Here is a 20,143-nt window from a genome sequence, read left to right as displayed (position 1 = left end):
GGGGCATCGCGCAGGTGCGCGGTGGGCGAACACGCGGGTGGGGCGACGGCGAATAGCGGAGAATGGAACGAGTGAGCACTCTGAGCAGCAGGAGTTCGGCAGGCAATCCGAGCAAGGTCGTGGGGTCGCACCTCAGCGTCCGCGGCGCCCGGGTGCACAACCTCCACAACGTCGACCTCGAGATCCCGCGCGACTCCCTGGTCGTCTTCACGGGCCTGTCCGGCTCGGGAAAGTCGTCGCTCGCGTTCGACACGATCTTCGCCGAGGGCCAGCGCCGCTACGTCGAGTCGCTCTCGGCGTACGCGCGGCAGTTCCTCGGCCAGGTCGACCGGCCGGACGTCGACTTCATCGAGGGCCTGAGCCCCGCGGTGTCGATCGACCAGAAGTCCACCAACCGCAACCCGCGGTCGACGGTCGGCACGATCACCGAGATCTATGACTACATGCGCCTGCTCTGGGCCCGCATCGGCGTCCCGCACTGCCCGGTCTGCGGCGAGAAGATCCAGCGCCAGACGGTGCAGCAGATCGCGGATCAGCTCATGGAGCTGGAGCCCGGCACGCGGTACATGGTGGTCAGCCCGGTCATCTCGCAGAAGAAGGGCGAGTTCGTCGACCTCTTCAAGGAGCTCGCCGCGAGCGGGTACTCGCGCGCGCTCGTGGACGGCGAGCAGATCCAGCTCAGCGAGCCGCCGACGCTCAAGAAGCAGTACAAGCACGACATCTCCGTCGTGGTCGACCGTCTGGTCGCCGGTCCGGACATCCTCGGCCGCCTCACCGACTCGCTGGAGACCGCGCTTCGGCTCACCGACGGCCTGGTGCAGGTCAACTTCGTGGACCGCGAGGGCCCGGCGGCGTGGCAGTCGTTCAGCGAGAAACTGTCCTGCCCCAACGGCCACCCCATCCAGCTCACTGAGATCGAGCCGCGCACCTTCTCGTTCAACGCGCCGTTCGGCGCCTGCCCGGAGTGCTCCGGCCTCGGCACGCGCATGTCGGTGGACGAGGACCTCCTGCTCGGCGACGACTCGCTCAGCATCGCCGAGGGCGTCATCGTCCCGTGGACCACGCAGGGCAAGGGCCTCTTCAACTACTACGAGAAGCTGCTCGACGGCCTCGCGCGCGACCTCGGCTTCTCGCTGAACACGCCGTGGAAGAAGCTGCCGCAGAACGTCAAGGAGGCCGTGCTGCGCGGCGACAACTTCGAGGTCAAGGTGCGGTGGAAGAACCGCTACGGCCGCGAGATGTCCTACACGTCCGGCTTCGAGGGCGTCGTGCCCTACATCGAGCGCCAGTACATGCAGGCCGAGACCGACACCCAGCGCGCCCGCTGGGCCGAGTACCTCCGCGAGGTGCCGTGCCCGGTCTGCCAGGGCAAGCGGCTGAAGCCCGAGGTGCTCTCGGTGCTCGTCCACGGCGCCTCCATCGCGGACGCGTCGCTGCTCAGTCTGTCCGACGCGCGCGCGTTCATGGAGAAGCTGCACCTGACCGAGCGCGAGCAGAAGATCGGCGCGCAGGTGCTGCGCGAGATCAAGATCCGGCTCGACTTCCTCATCCAGGTCGGCCTCAGCTACCTCGACCTCGCGCGCGCCGCGGCGACCCTGTCGGGCGGCGAGGCGCAGCGCATCCGCCTCGCGACCCAGATCGGCTCCGGCCTCACCGGCGTACTCTACGTGCTCGACGAGCCGAGCATCGGCCTCCACCAGCGCGACAACCGCCGCCTGATCGACACGCTCGTCGCACTGCGCGACCTGGGTAACACGCTGATCGTGGTCGAGCACGACGAGGACACCATCCGCACCGCCGACTGGATCGTCGACATCGGCCCGGGCGCCGGCGTCAACGGCGGTCACGTCGTGCACTCCGGCTCGTACGACGAGCTGCTCGCCAACACCGAGTCGCTGACCGGCGACTACCTGGCAGGCCGGCGTGAGATCCCGATCCCCGAGAAGCGCCGCAAGATCGACAAGAAGCGCGTGATCCGGGTGGTCGACGCGGAGGCCAACAACCTGAAGAAGGTCTCGGTCGACTTCCCGCTGGGCGCGTTCGTGGCGGTCACGGGAGTCTCCGGTTCGGGCAAGTCGTCGCTGGTCAACGACATCCTGTACCGCGTGCTCGCGAACAAGCTCAACGGCGCCCGCAAGCTGCCGGGCAAGCACCGCACGGTGTCGGGCCTGGAGAACCTCGACAAGGTCGTGCACGTCGACCAGGCGCCGATCGGGCGCACGCCGCGCTCCAACCCGGCGACCTACACCGGCGTCTTCGACCGCATCCGCACCCTGTTCGCCGAGACGCCGGAGGCCAAGGCCCGCGGTTACCTGCCCGGCCGGTTCAGCTTCAACGTCAAGGGCGGGCGCTGCGAGGCGTGCTCGGGCGACGGCACGATCAAGATCGAGATGAACTTCCTGCCCGACGTCTACGTCGCGTGCGAGGTCTGCGGGGGAGCGCGGTACAACCGCGACACCCTGACCGTGCACTACAAGGGCAAGAACATCGCCGAGGTGCTCGACATGCCGATCAGCGAGGCGGCGGAGTTCTTCCGGCCGATCTCGGCGATCCACCGCTTCCTGCAGACGCTCGTGGACGTCGGCCTCGGCTACGTCCGGCTCGGCCAGAGCGCCACCACCCTGTCCGGCGGCGAGGCGCAGCGCGTCAAGCTCGCGACGGAGTTGCAGCGCCGCTCCAACGGCCGCAGCGTGTACGTGCTCGACGAGCCGACCACCGGCCTGCACTTCGAGGACGTCCGCAAGCTCCTGCTGGTGCTGAACGGCCTGCTCGACAAGGGCAACACGGTCATCGTCATCGAGCACAACCTCGACGTCATCAAGTCCGCGGACTGGATCATCGACATGGGGCCGGAGGGCGGCGCCGGGGGCGGCGAGGTCATCGCGACCGGCACGCCGGAGCAGGTGGCCGAGACGCCGGGGAGCCACACGGGCTACTTCCTGAAGGAGATCCTGCAGGGGGAGGGCGCGCTCGGCAGCGAGCGTGTCCGTGGCGCCGCGTAGGATCGCGCTGTGAGTACGGACACGGTCGGCTACCGCCCCAAGGCCGGCGAGATCCCCACGCAGCCGGGCGTCTACCGGTTCCGCGACAAGAACCGGCGGGTGCTCTACGTCGGCAAGGCGAAGAACCTCCGCGCGCGGCTGAGCAACTACTTCCAGCCGCTGCGCAGCCTGCACGAGCGCACCCGCCGCATGGTGACGACCGCGGCGAGCGTCGAGTGGACGGTGGTCGCCAGCGAGTTCGAGGCGCTCCAGCTCGAGTACACCTGGATCAAGGAGTTCAACCCGCCGTTCAACGTGCAGTTCCGGGACGACAAGTCGTACCCGTACCTCGCGGTGACGCTGGGCGAGCGCATCCCACGGGTGATGGTGACCCGCAACCGCAACCTGAAGGACGCGCGCTACTTCGGCCCGTACACAAAGGTCTGGGCGATCCGCGACACCGTCGACCTCATGCTGAAGGCGTTCCCGGTGCGGAGCTGCTCCGACGGCGTCTACCGGCGAGCCGAGCTGACCGGGAGGCCCTGCCTGCTCGGCGACATCGGCAAGTGCGCCGCGCCCTGCGTCGGCCGGATCAGCCCGGAGGACCACCGCGAGCTCGCGGAGGACTTCGTCTCGTTCATGGCGGGCAACGACACGAAGTACATCCGCGACCTCAACGACAAGATGAAGCAGGCCGCGAGCACTCTCGACTACGAGGCCGCCGCACGGCACAGAGACGCCATCCAGGCCCTGGAGCAGGCGATGGGCAAGAGCGCCGTCGTCCTCCAGGAGAATGTCGACCTCGATGCCTTCGGCATCGCTCACGACGAGCTCGCCGCCGCCGTGCAGCAGTTCATCGTCCGCGGCGGCCGCATCCGCGGTGTGCGCTCCTGGGTGGTCGACAAGGAGCTCGACATCACGCTCGGCGAGCTGGTCGAGACCGTGCTGCAGAACGCCTACGAGGGCACCGACGCCCCGCCGCGCGAGATCATCGTGCCCGAGCTGCCGGAGGACGCCACCGAGCTGGAGCAGTGGCTGATGGCGCGGCGGGTGGAGGCCGACGAGGCCGGGCCGGTCCGCCGCGGCCCCAAGTCGACCGGCCGCGTCGAGCTGCGGGTCGCCCAGCGCGGCGACAAGGCTGCGCTCGCGCAGACCGCGGAGATGAACGCGAAGAACGCGCTCATCCTCTACAAGACCCGGCGCAGCTCCGACTTCGTGGCCAGGTCGAAGGCGCTCAACGACATCCAGGACGCCCTCGGGATGGCCGACGCGCCGCTGCGCATGGAGTGCTACGACGTCTCGCACCTCAGCGGCACGAACATCGTCGCCTCCATGGTGGTGTTCGAGGACGGTCTGCCCCGCAAGGACCAGTACCGCCGCTTCAGCATCCCGGAGTCCACCGACGACACCGAGTCGATCTACCAGGTCATCACGCGCCGGCTGGCGTACCTCAAGGACGACGCGGCGGGCGGGGAGCCCGAGGAGACGGTAGACGGCGGGACCACTGCCGACGGCGACGACCCCGAGATCGACGTGGACGCCGAGATCGCGGAGGCCGCCGAGCGCCGCCGCCGCAAGTTCTCCTACCCGCCGAACCTGCTCATCGTCGACGGCGGCCAGCCGCAGGTCGCCGCCGCGCAGCGCGCGCTGGACGAGTCCGGCGTCACCGGCATCCAGCTCGCCGGCATCGCCAAGCGGCTGGAGGAGATCTGGCTGCCGGACTCCGACTTCCCGGTCATCCTGCCGCGCAACAGCGACGCGCTCTTCCTGGTGCAGCGCATCCGCGACGAGGCGCACCGCTTCGCGATCACCTACCAGCGGGCGCGGCGCAAGCGCGACATCTCGAGCGTCCTCGGCGAAATCCCCGGCCTCGGACCGGCGCGAGTGAAGGAACTGCTCAAGCACTTCGGCTCGGTGGCGCAGCTCCGGCAGGCGACACCCGAGCAGATCGCGGAGGTGCGCGGAGTCGGCCCGGCGACCGCGGCCGCCGTCCACGACCGCCTCGCCGCCGGCTGAGCGCGTCCGCCCCGAAGAGGGGTGCGCGCAGACGCGCACCGTTCCCGGAAACCACCTCGGCCCGGCGGGTCAGTCGGTAGGCTGGTCGCACCTGGTTCAGAGAGGGAGTGCACGTGGCGACCGACATCGACACGAACGGCGAGCAGCAGGAAGTGCTGATCGTCACCGGGATGTCGGGGGCGGGCCGGTCGACGGTCGCCAACGCCCTCGAAGACCTGGACTGGTACGTGGTCGACAACCTGCCTCCGCAGATGCTCCGGCCGCTGATCGAACTGGCGAACCGGGCGGAGTCCGGCCTCCCGCGCATCGCCGCGGTGGTCGACGTGCGCGGCCGCAACTTCTTCGAAGATCTGCAGTCGATGATCCAGAGCCTGCGCGAGGGCACCAAGGTGCGCGTGCTGTTCCTGGAGGCCTCCGACGCCGTGCTGATCCGCCGCTTCGAGCAGGTGCGCCGTCCGCATCCGCTGCAGGGCAACGGCACCATCCTCGACGGCATCGACGCGGAGCGCGCCCGGCTGCGCGAGATCCGCGAGGCGAGCGACATCATCGTCGACACCACCGACCTGAACATCCACCAGCTCGCCACCAACATCACCGACACCTTCGCGGCCGAGGACACCGCGGGTGTGCAGGTGACCGTGATGAGCTTCGGCTTCAAGTACGGCCTTCCGCCGGACGCGGACCTGGTGGCCGACGCGCGGTTCCTCCCGAACCCGTTCTGGAACCCCGAGCTGCGCCCGCACACCGGGCTGGACGAGATCGTCCGCGACTACGTGCTCCAGCAGGACGGCGCCGAGGAGTTCATCGACGGCTACGTCGCCGCGATGCGCCCGATCTTCGCCGGCTATCAGCGGGAGAACAAGCGGCACGCGATGATCGCGATAGGCTGCACGGGAGGGAAGCACCGGTCCGTCGCGATAGCCGAAGAGCTCGCGACCCGGTTGAGGGGCTTCCCCGGCGTCGCGGTCAACACCAAGCACCGCGACCTGGGCCGTGAATGATGCCGGCCGCCCACTTCACGGCGTGACCCGCGCCGTCTTTCACAGTTAGGAATCCGATTGGCTCTCACTGCCGACGTCAAAGACGAGCTCACGAAGGTCGAAGTCAGCAAGACGACCGTCCGGGCCGCCGAGCTCGCGACCATCCTGCGGTTCTCCGGTGGACTGCACCTGATCGGCGGCCGGATCGCGGTCGAGAGCGAGCTGGACACGCCAGAGCTCGCCCGCCGGGTGCGCAAAGACCTGGCCGAGCTGTACGGCGTCCGCAGCGACGTGTCGGTGATCTCGGCCTCCGGCGTCCGCCGCGCCAGCCAGTACCTGGTGCGCGTGCTGGAGGGCGGCGAGACCCTCGCCCGCCAGACCGGCCTGCTCGACGCCCGCCGCCGCCCGATCCGCGGCCTCCCGAACCGCCTCACCACGGGCTCCCGCGACGAGCTCGCGGCCGTCTGGCGCGGCGCGTTCCTCGCGCACGGCTCGCTGACCGACCCGGGCCGCTCCGCCGCGCTGGAGGTCACCTGCCCCGGCAACGAGGCCGCCATGGCGCTCGTCGGCGCCGCCGGCCGCCTCGGCGTGTCCGCCAAGGCCCGCGAGGTGCGCGGGGTGCACCGCGTCGTCATCCGCGACGGCGAGGCGATCAGCGCCATGCTCGTGGTGATGGGCGCGGTGGAGACCGTCGCCAACTGGGAGGAGCTGCGCCAGCGCCGCGAGGTGCGCGCGACCGCCAACCGCCTGGTCAACTTCGACGACGCCAACCTGCGCCGTTCCGCCCAGGCCGCCGTCGCCGCCTGCTCCCGCGTCGAGCGCGCCCTGGAGATCCTCGGCCCCGACGTCCCCGAGCACCTGCGCTACGCCGGCGAGCTGCGCCTCGCGCACCGCGACGCGAGCCTGGACGAGCTCGGCCACCACGCCGACCCGCCCATGACGAAGGACGCCGTCGCCGGCCGCATCCGCCGCCTCCTGGCGATGGCCGACAAGAAGGCCTCGGACCTCGACATCCCCGGCACCGACGCCAACCTCCCCGCCGACCTGGATGAGGTGTAGTTTCCGGATGGGCGTGCGGCCGGGAAGAGACCGGAAGCCCGCCGGGTTGCCCTCACTAGACTGAAGAAGTCGCCCGAATCGGGTCTCGAAGAAGAACAACTGTGGAGATGAGTAATGGCTGACTACACGCTCGCCGAACTTCCGTACGACTACTCGGCCCTGGAGCCGAACATCAGCGGCCGGATTATGGAGCTGCACCACGACAAGCACCACAAGGCGTACGTGGACGGCGCCAACACCGCGATCGCCAAGCTGCAGGAGGCGCGCGACGCCGACGACCTGACCTACGTCAACAAGCTGCAGAAGGACCTGGCGTTCAACCTCGCCGGCCACGTCAACCACACCGTCTTCTGGAACAACCTGTCCCCGGAGGGAGGCGACAAGCCGACCGGCGAGCTCGCCGCGGCGATCGACGAGTTCTTCGGCTCGTACGACAAGTTCCGCGCCCACTTCACCGCCTCGGCGCTCGGCATCCAGGGCTCCGGCTGGTCGATCCTCGCGTGGGACTCGCTCGGCCAGAAGCTCATCATCGAGCAGCTCTACGACCACCAGGGCAACCTCGCGGCGGCCACCATCCCGCTGCTGCTGCTCGACATGTGGGAGCACGCCTTCTACCTCGATTACGTGAATGTGAAGGCGGATTACGTCAAGGCGTTCTGGAACATCACCAACTGGGCCGACGTGTCCGACCGGTTCGTGAAGGCCCGCGAGAAGACCTCGGGTCTGCTGCTACTGTCGTAGCGGGTGGGCGTCCCGGGAGGGAGCCTTCCCGGGACGCCGCCGTCCGCCACAACACCCACACGGCGCCGTCCGGCGCCCCCATCAAGCAACGGGAGACATCTGTGTCCGTAAAGATCGGAATCAACGGGTTCGGTCGCATTGGTCGCAACTACCTGCGCGCGGCCCTCGCCAAGGGCAGCGACCTCGAGATCGTCGCGGTGAACGACCTCACCGACAACAAGACGCTCGCGCACCTGCTCAAGTACGACTCGATCACGGGCCGCCTGGACGCCACGGTGGAGCTGGAGGGCGACAGCATCGTCGTCAACGGCAAGCCGATCAAGGTCCTCGAGGAGCGCGACCCGGCCAACCTCCCGTGGGGCGAGCTCGGCGTGGACATCGTCATCGAGTCCACCGGACGCTTCACCAAGGCCGCCGACGCCAAGAAGCACATCGAGGCGGGCGCCAAGAAGGTCATCATCTCCGCTCCGGCCACCGACGAGGACGCCACGTTCGTCATGGGCGTGAACGAGCACCTGTACGACCCGGAGAAGCACAACATCATCTCCAACGCGTCGTGCACCACCAACTGCCTCGCGCCGCTGGCCAAGGTATTCAACGACGAGTTCGGCATCGAGCGCGGTCTGATGACCACGGTCCACGCCTACACCGCCGACCAGAACCTGCAGGACGGCCCGCACAGCGACCTCCGCCGCGCCCGCGCCGCCGCGATCAACATCGTCCCGACCTCCACGGGCGCCGCCAAGGCGATCGGCCTGGTCCTCCCGGAGCTCAAGGGCAAGCTCGACGGCTTCGCGCTGCGCGTGCCGGTCCCCACCGGCTCGATCACCGACCTGACCGTCACCGCCTCGCGCCCCGTCACCATCGACGAGGTCAAGGCCGCGTACAAGAAGGCCGCGGAGGGTCCGCTCAAGGGCATCCTCAAGTACACCGAGGACGAGATCGTCTCCTCGGACATCGTCTCCGACCCGCACTCGTCGATCTTCGACTCCGGTCTGCTGCGCGTCCTCGGCGACCAGGTCAAGCTCTCGAGCTGGTACGACAACGAGTGGGGCTACTCCAACCGTCTGGTCGACCTGACCGAGTACGTCGCCGAGCGTCTGTAAGGGCCGGAACCGACGTGACGCTCCGTACCCTCGACTCACTCGGTTCGCTCGCCGGAAAACGCGTCGTCGTCCGCTGTGATCTGAACGTCCCTCTCCAGGACGGGAAGATCACGGACGATGGCCGCGTGCGAGCGTCGATTCCCACCCTGGACGCCCTGATCAATCAGGGCGCAAAGGTGGTCGTGATCTCCCACCTGGGCCGCCCGGAGGGCGCGCCCGACTCGAAGTACAGCCTGGCGCCGGTCGCCCAGCGGCTCTCTGAGCTGCTCGGCAAGCCGGTGACCTTCGCGCAGGACACCGTCGGTGCCGGCGCCGAGGCCGCGGTCGCCGGCCTGCAGGACGGCGACGTCGCCCTGCTGGAGAACCTCCGGTTCAACCCGGGGGAGACCGCCAAGGACGAGGCGGAGCGCACCGCGTTCGCGGCCAAGCTCGCCGCGTTCGGCGACGCGTTCGTATCGGACGGCTTCGGCGTGGTCCACCGCAAGCAGGCCAGCGTGTACGAGCTCGCCAAGGCGCTCCCGAGCGCCGCGGGCACGCTCATCGCGGCCGAGCTCGACGTGCTCGACCGGCTCACCGAGAACCCCGAGCGGCCCTACGCGGTCGTGCTCGGCGGCTCGAAGGTGTCCGACAAGCTCGGCGTGATCGGCCACCTGCTGCCGCGCGTCGACTCGCTGCTCATCGGCGGCGGCATGCTCTTCACCTTCCTCGCGGCGCTCGGCCACAAAGTCGGCTCCAGCCTGCTGGAGGCCGACCAGCTCGACACCGTGAAGGGCTACCTGGCGAAGGCCGAGGAGCTCGGCGTTCAGATCGTGCTGCCGCGCGACGTCGTGGTCGCCTCGAAGTTCGGCGCCGACGCGGAGCACGTGGTGCGCCCGATCGACGGCATCGAGGACACCGACTGGGGCGCCTCCGGGCTCGGCCTCGACATCGGCCCGGAGACCGGCGAACTGTTCTCGGAGTACATCCGCGGCGCACGCACGGTGTTCTGGAACGGCCCGATGGGCGTCTTCGAGCTGGCGCCGTTCGCGGCGGGCACCAAGGCGATCGCGCAGGCGCTCACCGAGGTCGACGGCCTCAGCGTGGTCGGCGGGGGAGACTCCGCGGCCGCCGTGCGCGCGCTCGGTTTCGCCGACGATCAGTTCGGTCACATTTCTACCGGTGGCGGTGCGAGCCTCGAATTCCTCGAGGGCAAGCACCTGCCGGGTCTGGAGGTCCTGGGATGGCAGCAGTGAACGAGTCCGTGCGGCGTGTCCCGCTGATCGCGGGCAACTGGAAGATGAACCTCGACCACCTGCAGGCGATCGCGGTCGTCCAGAAGCTGGCGTGGACCCTCAAGGACGCCGGGCACGACTACTCGGCCGTCGAGGTCGCCGTGTTCCCGCCGTTCACCGACCTGCGCAGCGTGCAGACGCTGATCTCGGCCGACAAGCTGCCGATCGCGTTCGGCGGCCAGGACGTCTCCGAGCACGACTCGGGCGCGTACACCGGCGAGATCGCGGCGTCGTTCCTCGCCGCCCTGGAGTCGCGCTATGTGATCATCGGACACTCCGAGCGGCGCACGCTGCACAACGAGACGGACGAGCAGGTCGCGGCCAAGGTCGCGCAGGCCGTCAAGAACAACATCGCGCCGATCATCTGCGTCGGCGAGACGGCGGAGGACCTGGAGACGCACGGCGCGAGCGCCGTCCCCGTCGCCCAGCTTGGCGCCGCCCTGGCCTCCGTCGACTCGGCCGCGGACGTCGTCGTCGCGTACGAGCCGGTCTGGGCCATCGGGTCCGGTCAGGCGGCCACGCCGGAGCAGGCCGAGCAGGTGGCCGCCGCACTGCGCGCGGTCATCGTCGAGAAGCTCGGAGCCGAGGTCGCGGCCAAGACCCGCATCCTCTACGGCGGCTCGGTGAAGTCGGGCAACATCGCCGGCTTCATGCGCGAGCCGAACGTCGACGGCGCGCTCGTCGGCGGCGCGAGCCTCGACGTGGTCGAGTTCTCGGCCATCATCCGCTACCAGAAGCACGTCGGACTCTGACGGCGCGCGGCGGCTCCCCGAACGTCGGGTGAGCCGTCGCGCCCTCCGGCGGTTATACTGGCTGTTGGTTTTGTCGGGCGCGGGCCCGGTCGCATCGAAAGGTCAAGCGTGCAGATTCTCACGGTCATCCTCCAGGTCCTGCTGGGGATCACCAGCCTCCTGCTGACCCTCCTCATCCTGTTGCACAAGGGACGCGGCGGCGGCCTCTCCGACATGTTCGGCGGCGGCGTCACCTCCAACCTGGGCGCGTCGGGCGTCGCGGAGCGCAACCTCAACAGGATCACCGTCATTCTCGGGCTCATCTGGATCACCTGCATCGTCGTCCTCGGGCTCATCACCAAGTTCAGCGCCTGACCGGCGCCCCTTCACCAGAGGAGAAGCATGGCATCCGGAGGAAGCGCAATCCGCGGTTCGCGCGTCGGCGCGGGCCCGATGGGGGAACAGGACCGGGGTTTCCACGCCGAGCGCGTGGCCGTCTCGTACTGGGACGCCCTCGGCAACGAGACCGTCCGTTATTTCGCGGCGAACCTGCCCGACGAGGAGATCCCCGATGTGATCGACTCGCCGTCTTCCGGCCTCCCGGCCGGTCGCGACAAGGAGAACCCGCCGTCGGTCGCGAAGGCCGAGCCGTACAAGACGCACCTGGCCTACGTGAAGGAGCGCCGCTCGGAGGAGGAGGCGGAGCAGCTGCTCGAGGACGCCCTCAACCAGCTCCGTGCCCGCCGCGGAAAGCCCACCAGCAACTAGAGCCTACGAAGAAGCCCCGCCGGTCTGTGACCGGCGGGGCTTCTTTCGTTGTGGTGGCTCAGTAGCTCGGGGCGATGAGATTCTCCGGCACGTTGACCGAGGCGTCCTTGTCCACGAAGAACACGGTGCGCTTGCGGCCCTTGGCCCCGGCGACCGGGACCTCGGTGTAGCTTGCGCCAGCCAGAGCGAGGCCGAGGGCGCTCGCCTTGTCGCTGCCGGAGAGCACCAGCCAGATCCGGTCGGACGCGTTGAGCACCGGCCGGGTCAGGCTGAGCCGCTGCGGCGGCGGCTTCGGCGACTCGCGCTCGACGATCACCGTCGCCTCCGTCTCGCGGATGCCGGCGCGGTCCGGGAACAGCGACGCGATGTGGCCGTCCGGGCCGACACCGAGGAACGTGATGTCGAACTTCGGGTAGGCAGCGCCCTCCGGAGCGAACGCCTCCAGCTCGGCGGCGTAGACGCGCGCGGCCTCCTCGATGTCCGGGATGTCGTCCGACGCCGGGAAGGGGTGGATGTTCTCCGGCGGCACCGGCAAGTGGTCGAGCAGCGCCTCACGCGCCTGACGCTCGTTGCGGTCCTCGCTCGACTTCTCGACGAAGCGCTCGTCGCCCCACCAGAAATGCACCTTCGACCAGTCGATGGTGTCGCGTGCGGGGGAGCCGTTGATGGCCTCCAGCACGGCGATGCCGATCGTGCCGCCCGTCAGCGCGACGTTCGCCGCGCCCAGGTCGTCGAGGATGTCGATGGTCTTGGTGAGGAAGCGCGCGGCCACCGACGCGGCGAGTGCTTCCTTGTCGGGGTGGACGAGCACCCGCCGTTCGTTCGTCATGCCTTCGCGCCCGCTCCTTCGTCGGGGGCCTCGAGCATTCCGAGACCCTTCGTGATGACCTCACCGTACAGGTCGTCGGGGTCCAGCCTACGCAGTTCCTCGGCGAGACAGTCCCGGAGGCTGCGCCGCGGCAGCGACAGGTCGTGCGTCGGCTGCCCCGGCTGGGAGAGCCGCGCCACGTTCGGGACCTCGCGCTCGAGCTCGATCGTGCCGGAAGCGCGCTCCATCCTGACGCCGTGGATGCCGCCGGAGCCGATCGCGCGCGACGCGAGGTCGTACTTCACGGGCACCTGGAGCTGCAGTCGCAGCCACGCGGCGAGCAGGAGGGTGGAGGGCGAGTCGGCCGCGCCGGCGACGTCCACCGACGTGATCGGCTCGTACGGCGGCTGGTCGAGCACCGCGGCGAGCTGCGCCCGCCACAGGGTGAGCCGGGTCCAGGCGAAGTCGGTGTCGCCGGGGGCGTACGTCTCGGCCAGGTGGAACAGCGCCTCCTGCGGGTTCGGCTGGGCCGACGCGTCAGTGATGCGGATCGTGGCGATGCGGCCGAGCGGGGAGTGCGACGCCTTCGCGGGCGCGATCCCCGGCCACCAGACGACGACGGGAGCGTCGGGGAGCAGGAGGCCGGTGACCAGCCCCTCCTCGTCGCTCGCGGTCTCGCCGTAGGCGCGGAGCACGATGACCTCGCTGGCGCCCGCGTCGCCGCCGACGCGGATCTGGGCGTCGAGACGCCCGGAGCCCGTGTGACTGCGCTCCTCCTCGGTCGAGACCACGATGACGCGCATCGGGTGCTCGCGGGAGGCGTCGTTGGCGGCCTCGATGGCCTCCTCCTCCTGGCCGAGGTGGGTCGCGATGATGAGCGTCAGCACGCGGCCGAGGGCGACGGCGCCGCCCTCCTCGCGGATCTTGACGAGCGCCTTCGAGATGTTGCTCGTCGTGGTGTCGGGCAGATCGACGATCATGGACGCCTCCAGACGCGGCCGTCGCGGGCGAGGAGCTCGTCGGCGGAAGTCGGGCCCCAGGTTCCGGGGCGGTACTGCTCGGGCTGGCCCTGCGTGGCCCAGAACTCCTCGATCGGGTCGAGGATCTTCCAGGACAGCTCGACCTCCTCGTGCCGCGGGAACAGCGGCGGGTCGCCCAGCAGGACGTCGAGGATGAGCCGCTCGTAGGCCTCGGGGCTCGCCTCGGTGAAGGCGTGGCCGTAGCCGAAGTCCATGCTCACGTCGCGCACCTGCATTCCGGCGCCCGGCACCTTCGAGCCGAAGCGGATGGTGACGCCCTCGTCGGGCTGCACGCGGATGACGAGCGCGTTCTGGCCGAGCGCGCTGGTCTGCGACTCCGCGAAGAGCTGCTGGGGAGCGCGCTTGAACACGACCGCGATCTCGGTGACCCGGCGGCCCAGGCGCTTGCCCGCGCGCAGGTAGAACGGGACGCCGGCCCAGCGGCGGGTGCCGATGTCGAGCTTGATCGCCGCGTAGGTCTCCGTGGTGGAGTCCGGGTTCATCCCGTCCTCCTCCAGGAAGCCGACGACCTTCTCGCCGCCCTGCCAGCCGCTGCCGTACTGACCGCGCGCGGTCGACGTGGCGAGGTCCTCCGGCAGCCGCACGGCAGCGAGAACCTTCTCCTTCTCGGCACGCAGGTCCGCGGCGTCGAATGAGATGGGCTCCTCCATCGCCGTGAGGGCGAGGAGCTGGAGCAGGTGGTTCTGGATGACGTCGCGCGCCGCGCCGATGCCGTCGTAGTAGCCGGCCCGGCCGCCCACGCCGATGTCCTCGGCCATCGTGATCTGCACGTGGTCGACGTAGTTGGCGTTCCAGATCGGCTCGTACAGCTCGTTCGCGAAGCGCAGCGCCAGGATGTTCTGGACCGTCTCCTTGCCGAGGTAGTGGTCGATCCGGAAGACCGAGTCAGGCGGGAACACCGACTCGACGACGTGGTTGAGCTCGCGCGCGGTCTTCAGGTCGCTGCCGAACGGCTTCTCGATGACGACGCGGCGCCAGCCGGTGCCGGACTGGTCGGCCAGCCCCGACTTCTTGAGCTGCTCGGTGACGAGCGGGAACGCCTTCGGCGGGATGGACAGGTAGAACGCGTGGTTGCCCATTGTGCCGCGCTCGACGTCCAGCTTCTCGACGGTCTGCTTGAGCCGCTGGAACGCCTCGGCGTCGTCGAACTCGCCGGAGACGAAGCGGACGCCCTGGGCGAGCTGCTTCCAGACGTCGTCGTCGAACGGGGTGCGCGCGTACTGCTTGACCGCGTCGTAGACGACCTTCTCGAAGTCCTGGTCCTCCCAGTCGCGCCGGGCGAACCCGACGAGCGAGAATCCGGGCGGCAGGAGGCCGCGGTTCGCCAGGTCGTAGACGGCCGGCATCAGCTTCTTGCGCGACAGGTCGCCCGTCACGCCGAAGATGATGAGGCTGCTCGGTCCCGCGATGCGGTTGAGGCGACGGTCGGAGGCCAATCGCAGGGGATTGAACTCCGGGGTGATCTCCACCGGTGACATCTGGCTCCTCTAGTTGACGGCCTCGAACAGCGAGACGAGGTCGGCCTCGGGGTTCGAGAGGGTCAGGGTCAGCACCGGGCGGCCGTGCTCGCCGAGCACGCTCGCGTCGCCGGCGGCCTGAGCCTGGTTGAGCTGGCCGAACGTGAACGGACGGTCCGGGATCGCCAGGTCCTCCGGTGCGGCAGCGGTGATCTGCAGGAACACGCCGACGGCCGGGCCGCCCTTGTGGAACTGACCGGTCGAGTGCAGGAAGCGCGGACCCCAGCCGAAGGTGACGGGGCGGCCGGCCTTGGCGGCGAGCAGGTCGCGGATGCCCGCGAGCTGCGGCAGCGCCAGCCGGTCGACGTAGGCCTGCACCGAGACGTAGCCGTCCGGTCCGAGCTGCGCGAGGAGGGCGTCCACCGCGCCGTCGAGCGTCGACGCGTCGCCGAGGAACGACCCGGTGGTGCGCACCTCGACGCCGCCCGCGGTGAAGGCGGGCGCGACGGTCTCCGGGCGGTTCTCCAGCAGGGCGCGCGCGGCGACCTTGGCGGCCTCCACGTCGGGCTGGTCGAACGGGTTGATGCCGAGCAGGCGGCCCGCGACGGCGGTCGCGTACTCCCAGACGATGAGCTGGGCGCCCAGGCTGCCGGAGACGAGGATCTCGCCCTCGTGCCGGTCGGACGGGAACAGGTGGCGGGCCTCCGCGTTGGCGACGAGTCGCACGACCTGCAGGTCCGCGGGCTTCGACGTGAGCTCGGGGGCGAGCGTGTCGAGCACGACGGGGAGCAGGCCGGTGCCCTCCTTGCCGGTGGACTCCGCGATGAGCTGCTCGGCCCAGTCGGCGAACCCGACGATGTGGGTGCCGTCCGCGACGATGCCCAGCTTGTCCTTGAGCGGGTTGCTGCCGGCGATGGCCGCACCGAGCACGAGGCCCGGGTTCGCCGTGTTGTCGACGGCGAGCTCGATGAGAGTGGCCTCGGCCTCGTCCAGCAGCTCGGAGATGTCCACGCCGGCGAGCCCGGACGGGACCAGCCCGAACGCGGTCAGCGCCGAGTAGCGGCCGCCCACGTTGGGATCGGCGTTGAACACGCGGTAGCCCGCCTCGCGCGCCGACTGGTCGAGCGGGGAGCCCGGGTCGGTGACGACGACGATGCGCTCGGTCGGGTCGATGCCGGCGTCGCGGAACCACTTCTCGTAGACACGCTTCTGGCTGTCGGTCTCCAGGGTCGAGCCCGACTTGGAGGAGATGACGACGGCGGTCGCCTGGAGGCGGTCGTGCAGGGCCGAGAGCACCTGACCGGGGTCGGTCGAGTCGAGGACAGTGAGCTCGGCCTCCGCGGTGCGGGTGATGACCTCAGGAGCGAGCGACGAGCCGCCCATGCCGCCGAGGACGATGTGGTTGACGCCCTTGGCGTGCAGCTGCTCGCGCAGCGCGACGATCTCGGCGACCAGCGGGCGCGAGATCGCGACGGCCTCGGTCCAGCCGAGGCGCTTGGTGGCCTCCGGCTCGGCGGCCGGGCCCCAGAGGGCCGGGTCCTGCGCGGTGATGCCGGAGGCGACCCGGTCGGCGACGAGCTGCGGCACGACCGACGCGACGGCCTGGGCCGCCGCGCCGGTCACGTGGATGCGGAAGGTCACTTGGCGGCCTCCAGAGCGTTGCTGACGGTCTCGACGAGCTCGCCCCACGACACGTTGAACTTGTCGACGCCCTCGCGCTCCAGCGTGGCCGTCACGTCGTCGTAGGAGATGCCGAGGCCGGCCAGCGCGTCCAGGACGCCCTTCGCGTCGGCGTAGTTGCCGGTGACGGTGTCGCCGGCGATCTGGCCGTGGTCGAAGGTCGCCTCCAGCGTCTTCTCCGGCATGGTGTTGACCGTGTTCGGCGCGACCAGCTCGGTGACGTAGAGGGTGTCGGGCAGGCTCGGGTCCTTCACGCCGGTGGAGGCCCAGAGCGGGCGCTGCTCGTTCGCGCCTGCGGCCACGAGGGCCTTGGCGCGGTCGGTGGCGAACTCCTGCTCGTACAGCTCGTAGGCGAGGCGGGCGTTCGCGACGCCGGCCTTGCTCTTGAGCGCGTGGGCCTCGTCGGTGCCGATGGCGGTCAGGCGCTTGTCGACCTCCGTGTCCACGCGGGACACGAAGAACGACGCGACCGACTGGATGCCGGAGAGGTCGATGCCGGCGGCCTTCGCCTTCTCCAGACCGGTCAGGTAGGCGTCGATCACCTGGCGGTAGCGCTCCAGGCTGAAGATCAGGGTCACGTTGACGCTGATGCCGGCCGCAATGGTCTCGGTGATGGCCTCCAGGCCCTCGACCGTCGCCGGGATCTTGATGAGCACGTTCGGCTTGTTCACCTTCGCGGCGAGCGTCTTGGCCTGCTCGATGGTGCCGTGCGCGTCGTGCGCGAGGCCGGGCTCCACCTCGATGGAGACGCGGCCGTCGACGCCGTTGCTGGCCTCGTAGACCCCGTGGAAGATGTCGCTGGCGGCGGCGACGTCGTCGGTCGTGATCTGGAAGATCGCGTCCTCGACGGTCGTGCCGGCGGCGGCGAGCTCCTTCACCTGGGCGTCGTAGGCCTCGCCCTTGGAGAGGGCGGCGGCGAAGATCGTCGGGTTGGTGGTCACGCCGACGACGTTGCGCTCGGCGATCAGCGACTGGAGGCCGCCCGTGGCGATGCGCTCACGGGACAGGTCGTCCAGCCAGATGCTGACGCCGGCGGCGGACAGCTCGGCCGTGGGGGAGGAGGTGGTGGAAGTGGTGTCGGTCATCGTGGTTTCTTCTTCTCTTCTTCCGTGCCCGCGCTCAGAGCGACGCGAGCGATTCCTTGGCTGCGGAGACGGCGTGCTCGGTGGTCATCCCGAACTCGCGGAACAGCGTCTTGTAATCGGCCGACGCCCCGAAGTGCTCGATCGAGACGCTGCGGCCGTGGTCGCCGACGATCTTGTCCCAGGCGAGCGCCAGGCCGGCCTCGATCGAGACGCGGGCCTTGAGGGCGGTCGGGAGGACCTTCTCCTGGTAGGCGGCGTCCTGCTCGTGGAACCACTCGAGGCAGGGGGCCGACACGACGCGGGCGTTGATGCCCTCGCCGCGGAGGACCTCGCGGGCCTCCAGCGCGATCTGGACCTCGGAGCCCGTGGCGATGAACAGCACGTCAGGGGTGCCGCCCGGGGCCTCGGCCAGGATGTACGCGCCCTTGGCGACGTTGGCCGCCGAGGCGAGCGTGTCGCCGGTGGCTTCGCCGTCTCCGCGCTCGAACACCGGGATGTTCTGGCGGGTCAGCGCGATGCCGGCCGGGCCGCCGCGGCGCTCCAGGATGGTCTTCCACGCGTGGGCGACCTCGTTGGCGTCGCCCGGGCGGACGACGTCGAGGTGCGGGATGGCGCGGAGGGTGGAGAGCTGCTCGATCGGCTGGTGCGTCGGGCCGTCCTCGCCGAGGGCGACGGAGTCGTGCGTCCAGACGAAGATCGACGGCACCTGCATGAGCGCGGCCAGGCGGATCGCCGGGCGCTGGTAGTCGCTGAAGATCAGGAACGTGCCGCCGAACGGCCGGGTCGGGCCGTGCAGCACGATGCCGTTGAGGATCGCGGCCATCGCGTGCTCGCGGATGCCGAAGTGCAGCACGCGGCCGTACGGGTTGCCCGTCCACTCGTGCGTCGAGTGCACGGTGGGCACGAACGACGCGGCGCCCTCGATGGTGGTGTTGTTCGACTCGGCGAGGTCGGCCGAGCCGCCCCACAGCTCGGGCATGACACCGGCGATGGCGTTGATGACCTTGCCGCTCGCGGCGCGGGTCGAGACGTCCTTGCCGGCCTCGAAGACCGGGAGGGCCTCCTCGAAGCCCGCGGGAACGTCGCCGGAGAGCAGGCGGTCCAGGAGCTCCTTGCGCTCCGGGTTGGCGGCGGCCCAGGCGTCGAAGCCCTTCTGCCACTCGGCGTGCTCCTCGGCGCCGCGCTCGACGGCCTTGCGGGTGTGCTCGATGACGTCCTCGGCGACCTCGAAGGTCTGGTCGGGGTCGAAGCCGAGCACCTCCTTGACCGCGCGGAGCTCGTCGGCGCCCAGGGCGGAGCCGTGGATCTTGCCGGTGTTCTGCTTCTTCGGGGCCGGCCAGCCGATGATCGTCTTGAGGACGATCAGGGAGGGCTTGTCGGTGACCTGCTGCGCGTTCACGATGGCCTGGTGCAGCTCCTGCACGTCCTCCTCGTAGACGCCGGTCTTCTTCCAGTCGACCACCTGGACGTGCCAGTGGTAGGCCTCGTAGCGCGCCTTGACGTCCTCGGTGAAGGCGATGTTCGTGTCGTCCTCGATCGAGATCTGGTTGGCGTCGTAGATGGCGATCAGGTTGCCGAGCTGCTGGTGGCCGGCGAGGCTCGACGCCTCCGAGCTGATGCCCTCCTCCAGGTCGCCGTCGCTCGCGATCACGTAGACGAAGTGGTCGAACGGGCTGGTGCCCTGCTCGGCCTCCGGGTCGAACAGGCCGCGCTCGAAGCGCTGCGCGTAGGCGAAGCCCACCGAGGAGGAGATGCCCTGGCCGAGCGGGCCCGTGGTGATCTCGACGCCCTTGGTGTGGCGGTACTCGGGGTGGCCGGGCGTGAGCGAGCCCCAGGTGCGGAGCGCCTTGAGGTCGTCGAGCTCGAGGCCGTAGCCGCCGAGGTAGAGCTGGATGTATTGGGTGAGCGAGCTGTGGCCCGCAGACAGGATGAAGCGGTCGCGGCCGAGCCAGTGCTCGTCGTGCGGATCGCGGCGCATGACCTTCTGGAACAGCAGGTACGCGGCCGGGGCGAGGCTCATCGCGGTGCCGGGATGCCCGTTGCCCACCTTCTCCACCGCGTCGGCCGCGAGGACGCGGACCGTGTCGACTGCCTTGTTGTCAATGGGATCCCACTGCAGAGCTGCCACGTGAAAACTGACCCTTCCTAGAGGTGGTGAGGGTCGTCGTGAAACCCGCACCGGTTGAGGTAGTGCGCGCCGTGGACGTCATCGGCGCCGGTCACGTCTTCCGTCACAGTCCTACAAACAGGCTTCGAGGGAAAGGGGTCCCGGCTGGCGAGCATCTCCAAGTATAGGTAACACGCACGAAACCCGGGGTGTTCCCGCAGGTCCGTGCGCTACCACGCGGCGGCCTGGCGCGGAAGACTGCGGAACTGCACCGGTGTCGTAGACTGGTCGCGGTCTGTAACAATCCGCACAG

Annotated in this window: 16 protein-coding genes; 10 read left to right on the top strand and 6 right to left on the bottom strand. The window is 69.6% G+C overall.

What is annotated here, in order from left to right; genetic code table 11:
- Positions 1 to 62: 62 nt before the first annotated feature.
- From uvrA to ABH923_RS02200, 10 genes are all read left to right on the top strand, one after another.
- A complete protein-coding gene (uvrA, locus tag ABH923_RS02245) occupies positions 63 to 3,002 on the top strand; it encodes an excinuclease ABC subunit UvrA (RefSeq protein ID WP_370053623.1) in 2,940 nt (979 codons plus the stop codon).
- A gap of 9 nt (positions 3,003 to 3,011) precedes the next feature.
- The gene (gene uvrC, locus ABH923_RS02240) at positions 3,012 to 4,997 is read left to right on the top strand and encodes an excinuclease ABC subunit UvrC (protein WP_370053622.1); all 1,986 of its coding nucleotides are present in this window, start codon (positions 3,012 to 3,014) and stop codon (positions 4,995 to 4,997) included.
- A gap of 113 nt (positions 4,998 to 5,110) precedes the next feature.
- Entirely contained in the window at positions 5,111 to 5,998 is an 888-nt protein-coding gene (gene rapZ, locus ABH923_RS02235; protein WP_370053620.1) for an RNase adapter RapZ, read from the top strand.
- A gap of 57 nt (positions 5,999 to 6,055) precedes the next feature.
- Positions 6,056 to 7,036: a DNA-binding protein WhiA gene (gene whiA / locus ABH923_RS02230; protein WP_370053619.1), complete on the top strand. Its 981-nt coding sequence runs from the start codon at positions 6,056 to 6,058 to the stop codon at positions 7,034 to 7,036.
- A 114-nt stretch (positions 7,037 to 7,150) separates the two neighbouring features.
- Positions 7,151 to 7,777: a superoxide dismutase gene (locus tag ABH923_RS02225; protein ID WP_370053617.1), complete on the top strand. Its 627-nt coding sequence runs from the start codon at positions 7,151 to 7,153 to the stop codon at positions 7,775 to 7,777.
- Between the two features lie 101 nt (positions 7,778 to 7,878).
- Positions 7,879 to 8,883 carry a type I glyceraldehyde-3-phosphate dehydrogenase gene (gene gap / locus ABH923_RS02220; protein WP_370053616.1) on the top strand — a complete coding sequence of 335 codons (1,005 nt, stop codon included), beginning with the start codon at positions 7,879 to 7,881 and terminating at the stop codon, positions 8,881 to 8,883.
- 14 nt (positions 8,884 to 8,897) lie between these two features.
- Positions 8,898 to 10,115 (top strand): phosphoglycerate kinase, encoded by a 1,218-nt coding sequence (pgk, locus tag ABH923_RS02215; RefSeq protein ID WP_370053614.1) that lies wholly within the window; start codon positions 8,898 to 8,900, stop codon positions 10,113 to 10,115.
- The gene (tpiA, locus tag ABH923_RS02210) at positions 10,103 to 10,906 is read left to right on the top strand and encodes a triose-phosphate isomerase (RefSeq protein WP_370053613.1); all 804 of its coding nucleotides are present in this window, start codon (positions 10,103 to 10,105) and stop codon (positions 10,904 to 10,906) included. The genes pgk and tpiA overlap by 13 nt, the downstream gene beginning before the upstream one ends.
- 108 nt (positions 10,907 to 11,014) lie before the next feature.
- Positions 11,015 to 11,260 (top strand): preprotein translocase subunit SecG, encoded by a 246-nt coding sequence (gene secG, locus ABH923_RS02205; protein ID WP_179605831.1) that lies wholly within the window; start codon positions 11,015 to 11,017, stop codon positions 11,258 to 11,260.
- Positions 11,261 to 11,287: 27 nt separating this feature from the next.
- Complete coding sequence (locus ABH923_RS02200) at positions 11,288 to 11,653, top strand: RNA polymerase-binding protein RbpA (protein ID WP_370053610.1); 366 nt, start codon at positions 11,288 to 11,290, stop codon at positions 11,651 to 11,653.
- 58 nt (positions 11,654 to 11,711) lie between these two features.
- On the opposite strand, the gene pgl is transcribed toward ABH923_RS02200, so the two are convergent.
- The 6 genes from pgl to tkt are packed head-to-tail and all read right to left on the bottom strand — an operon-like array spanning position 11,712 to position 19,851.
- On the bottom strand, positions 11,712 to 12,482 hold the full coding sequence (pgl, locus tag ABH923_RS02195) for a 6-phosphogluconolactonase (protein ID WP_370053608.1): 771 nt from the start codon (positions 12,480 to 12,482) through the stop codon (positions 11,712 to 11,714).
- Positions 12,479 to 13,441 (bottom strand): glucose-6-phosphate dehydrogenase assembly protein OpcA, encoded by a 963-nt coding sequence (locus ABH923_RS02190; RefSeq protein ID WP_370053606.1) that lies wholly within the window; start codon positions 13,439 to 13,441, stop codon positions 12,479 to 12,481. Before ABH923_RS02190 ends, pgl begins: the two co-directional genes overlap by 4 nt.
- A complete protein-coding gene (gene zwf, locus ABH923_RS02185; RefSeq protein ID WP_370053605.1) occupies positions 13,438 to 14,979 on the bottom strand; it encodes a glucose-6-phosphate dehydrogenase in 1,542 nt (513 codons plus the stop codon). Before zwf ends, ABH923_RS02190 begins: the two co-directional genes overlap by 4 nt.
- A 9-nt stretch (positions 14,980 to 14,988) precedes the next feature.
- Positions 14,989 to 16,599 carry a glucose-6-phosphate isomerase gene (locus tag ABH923_RS02180; RefSeq protein WP_370053603.1) on the bottom strand — a complete coding sequence of 537 codons (1,611 nt, stop codon included), beginning with the start codon at positions 16,597 to 16,599 and terminating at the stop codon, positions 14,989 to 14,991.
- A complete protein-coding gene (tal, locus tag ABH923_RS02175; RefSeq protein WP_370053602.1) occupies positions 16,596 to 17,723 on the bottom strand; it encodes a transaldolase in 1,128 nt (375 codons plus the stop codon). The genes ABH923_RS02180 and tal overlap by 4 nt, the downstream gene beginning before the upstream one ends.
- 34 nt (positions 17,724 to 17,757) lie before the next feature.
- Complete coding sequence (gene tkt / locus ABH923_RS02170; RefSeq protein WP_370053601.1) at positions 17,758 to 19,851, bottom strand: transketolase; 2,094 nt, start codon at positions 19,849 to 19,851, stop codon at positions 17,758 to 17,760.
- Positions 19,852 to 20,143: the final 292 nt, after the last annotated feature.

It is taken from the genome of Leifsonia sp. EB41 (genome assembly GCF_041262565.1).
GTDB lineage: Bacteria > Actinomycetota > Actinomycetes > Actinomycetales > Microbacteriaceae > Leifsonia.
Note: the sequence above shows the minus strand (reverse complement) of the source record. Positions and strands in the feature narration are given on the sequence as shown.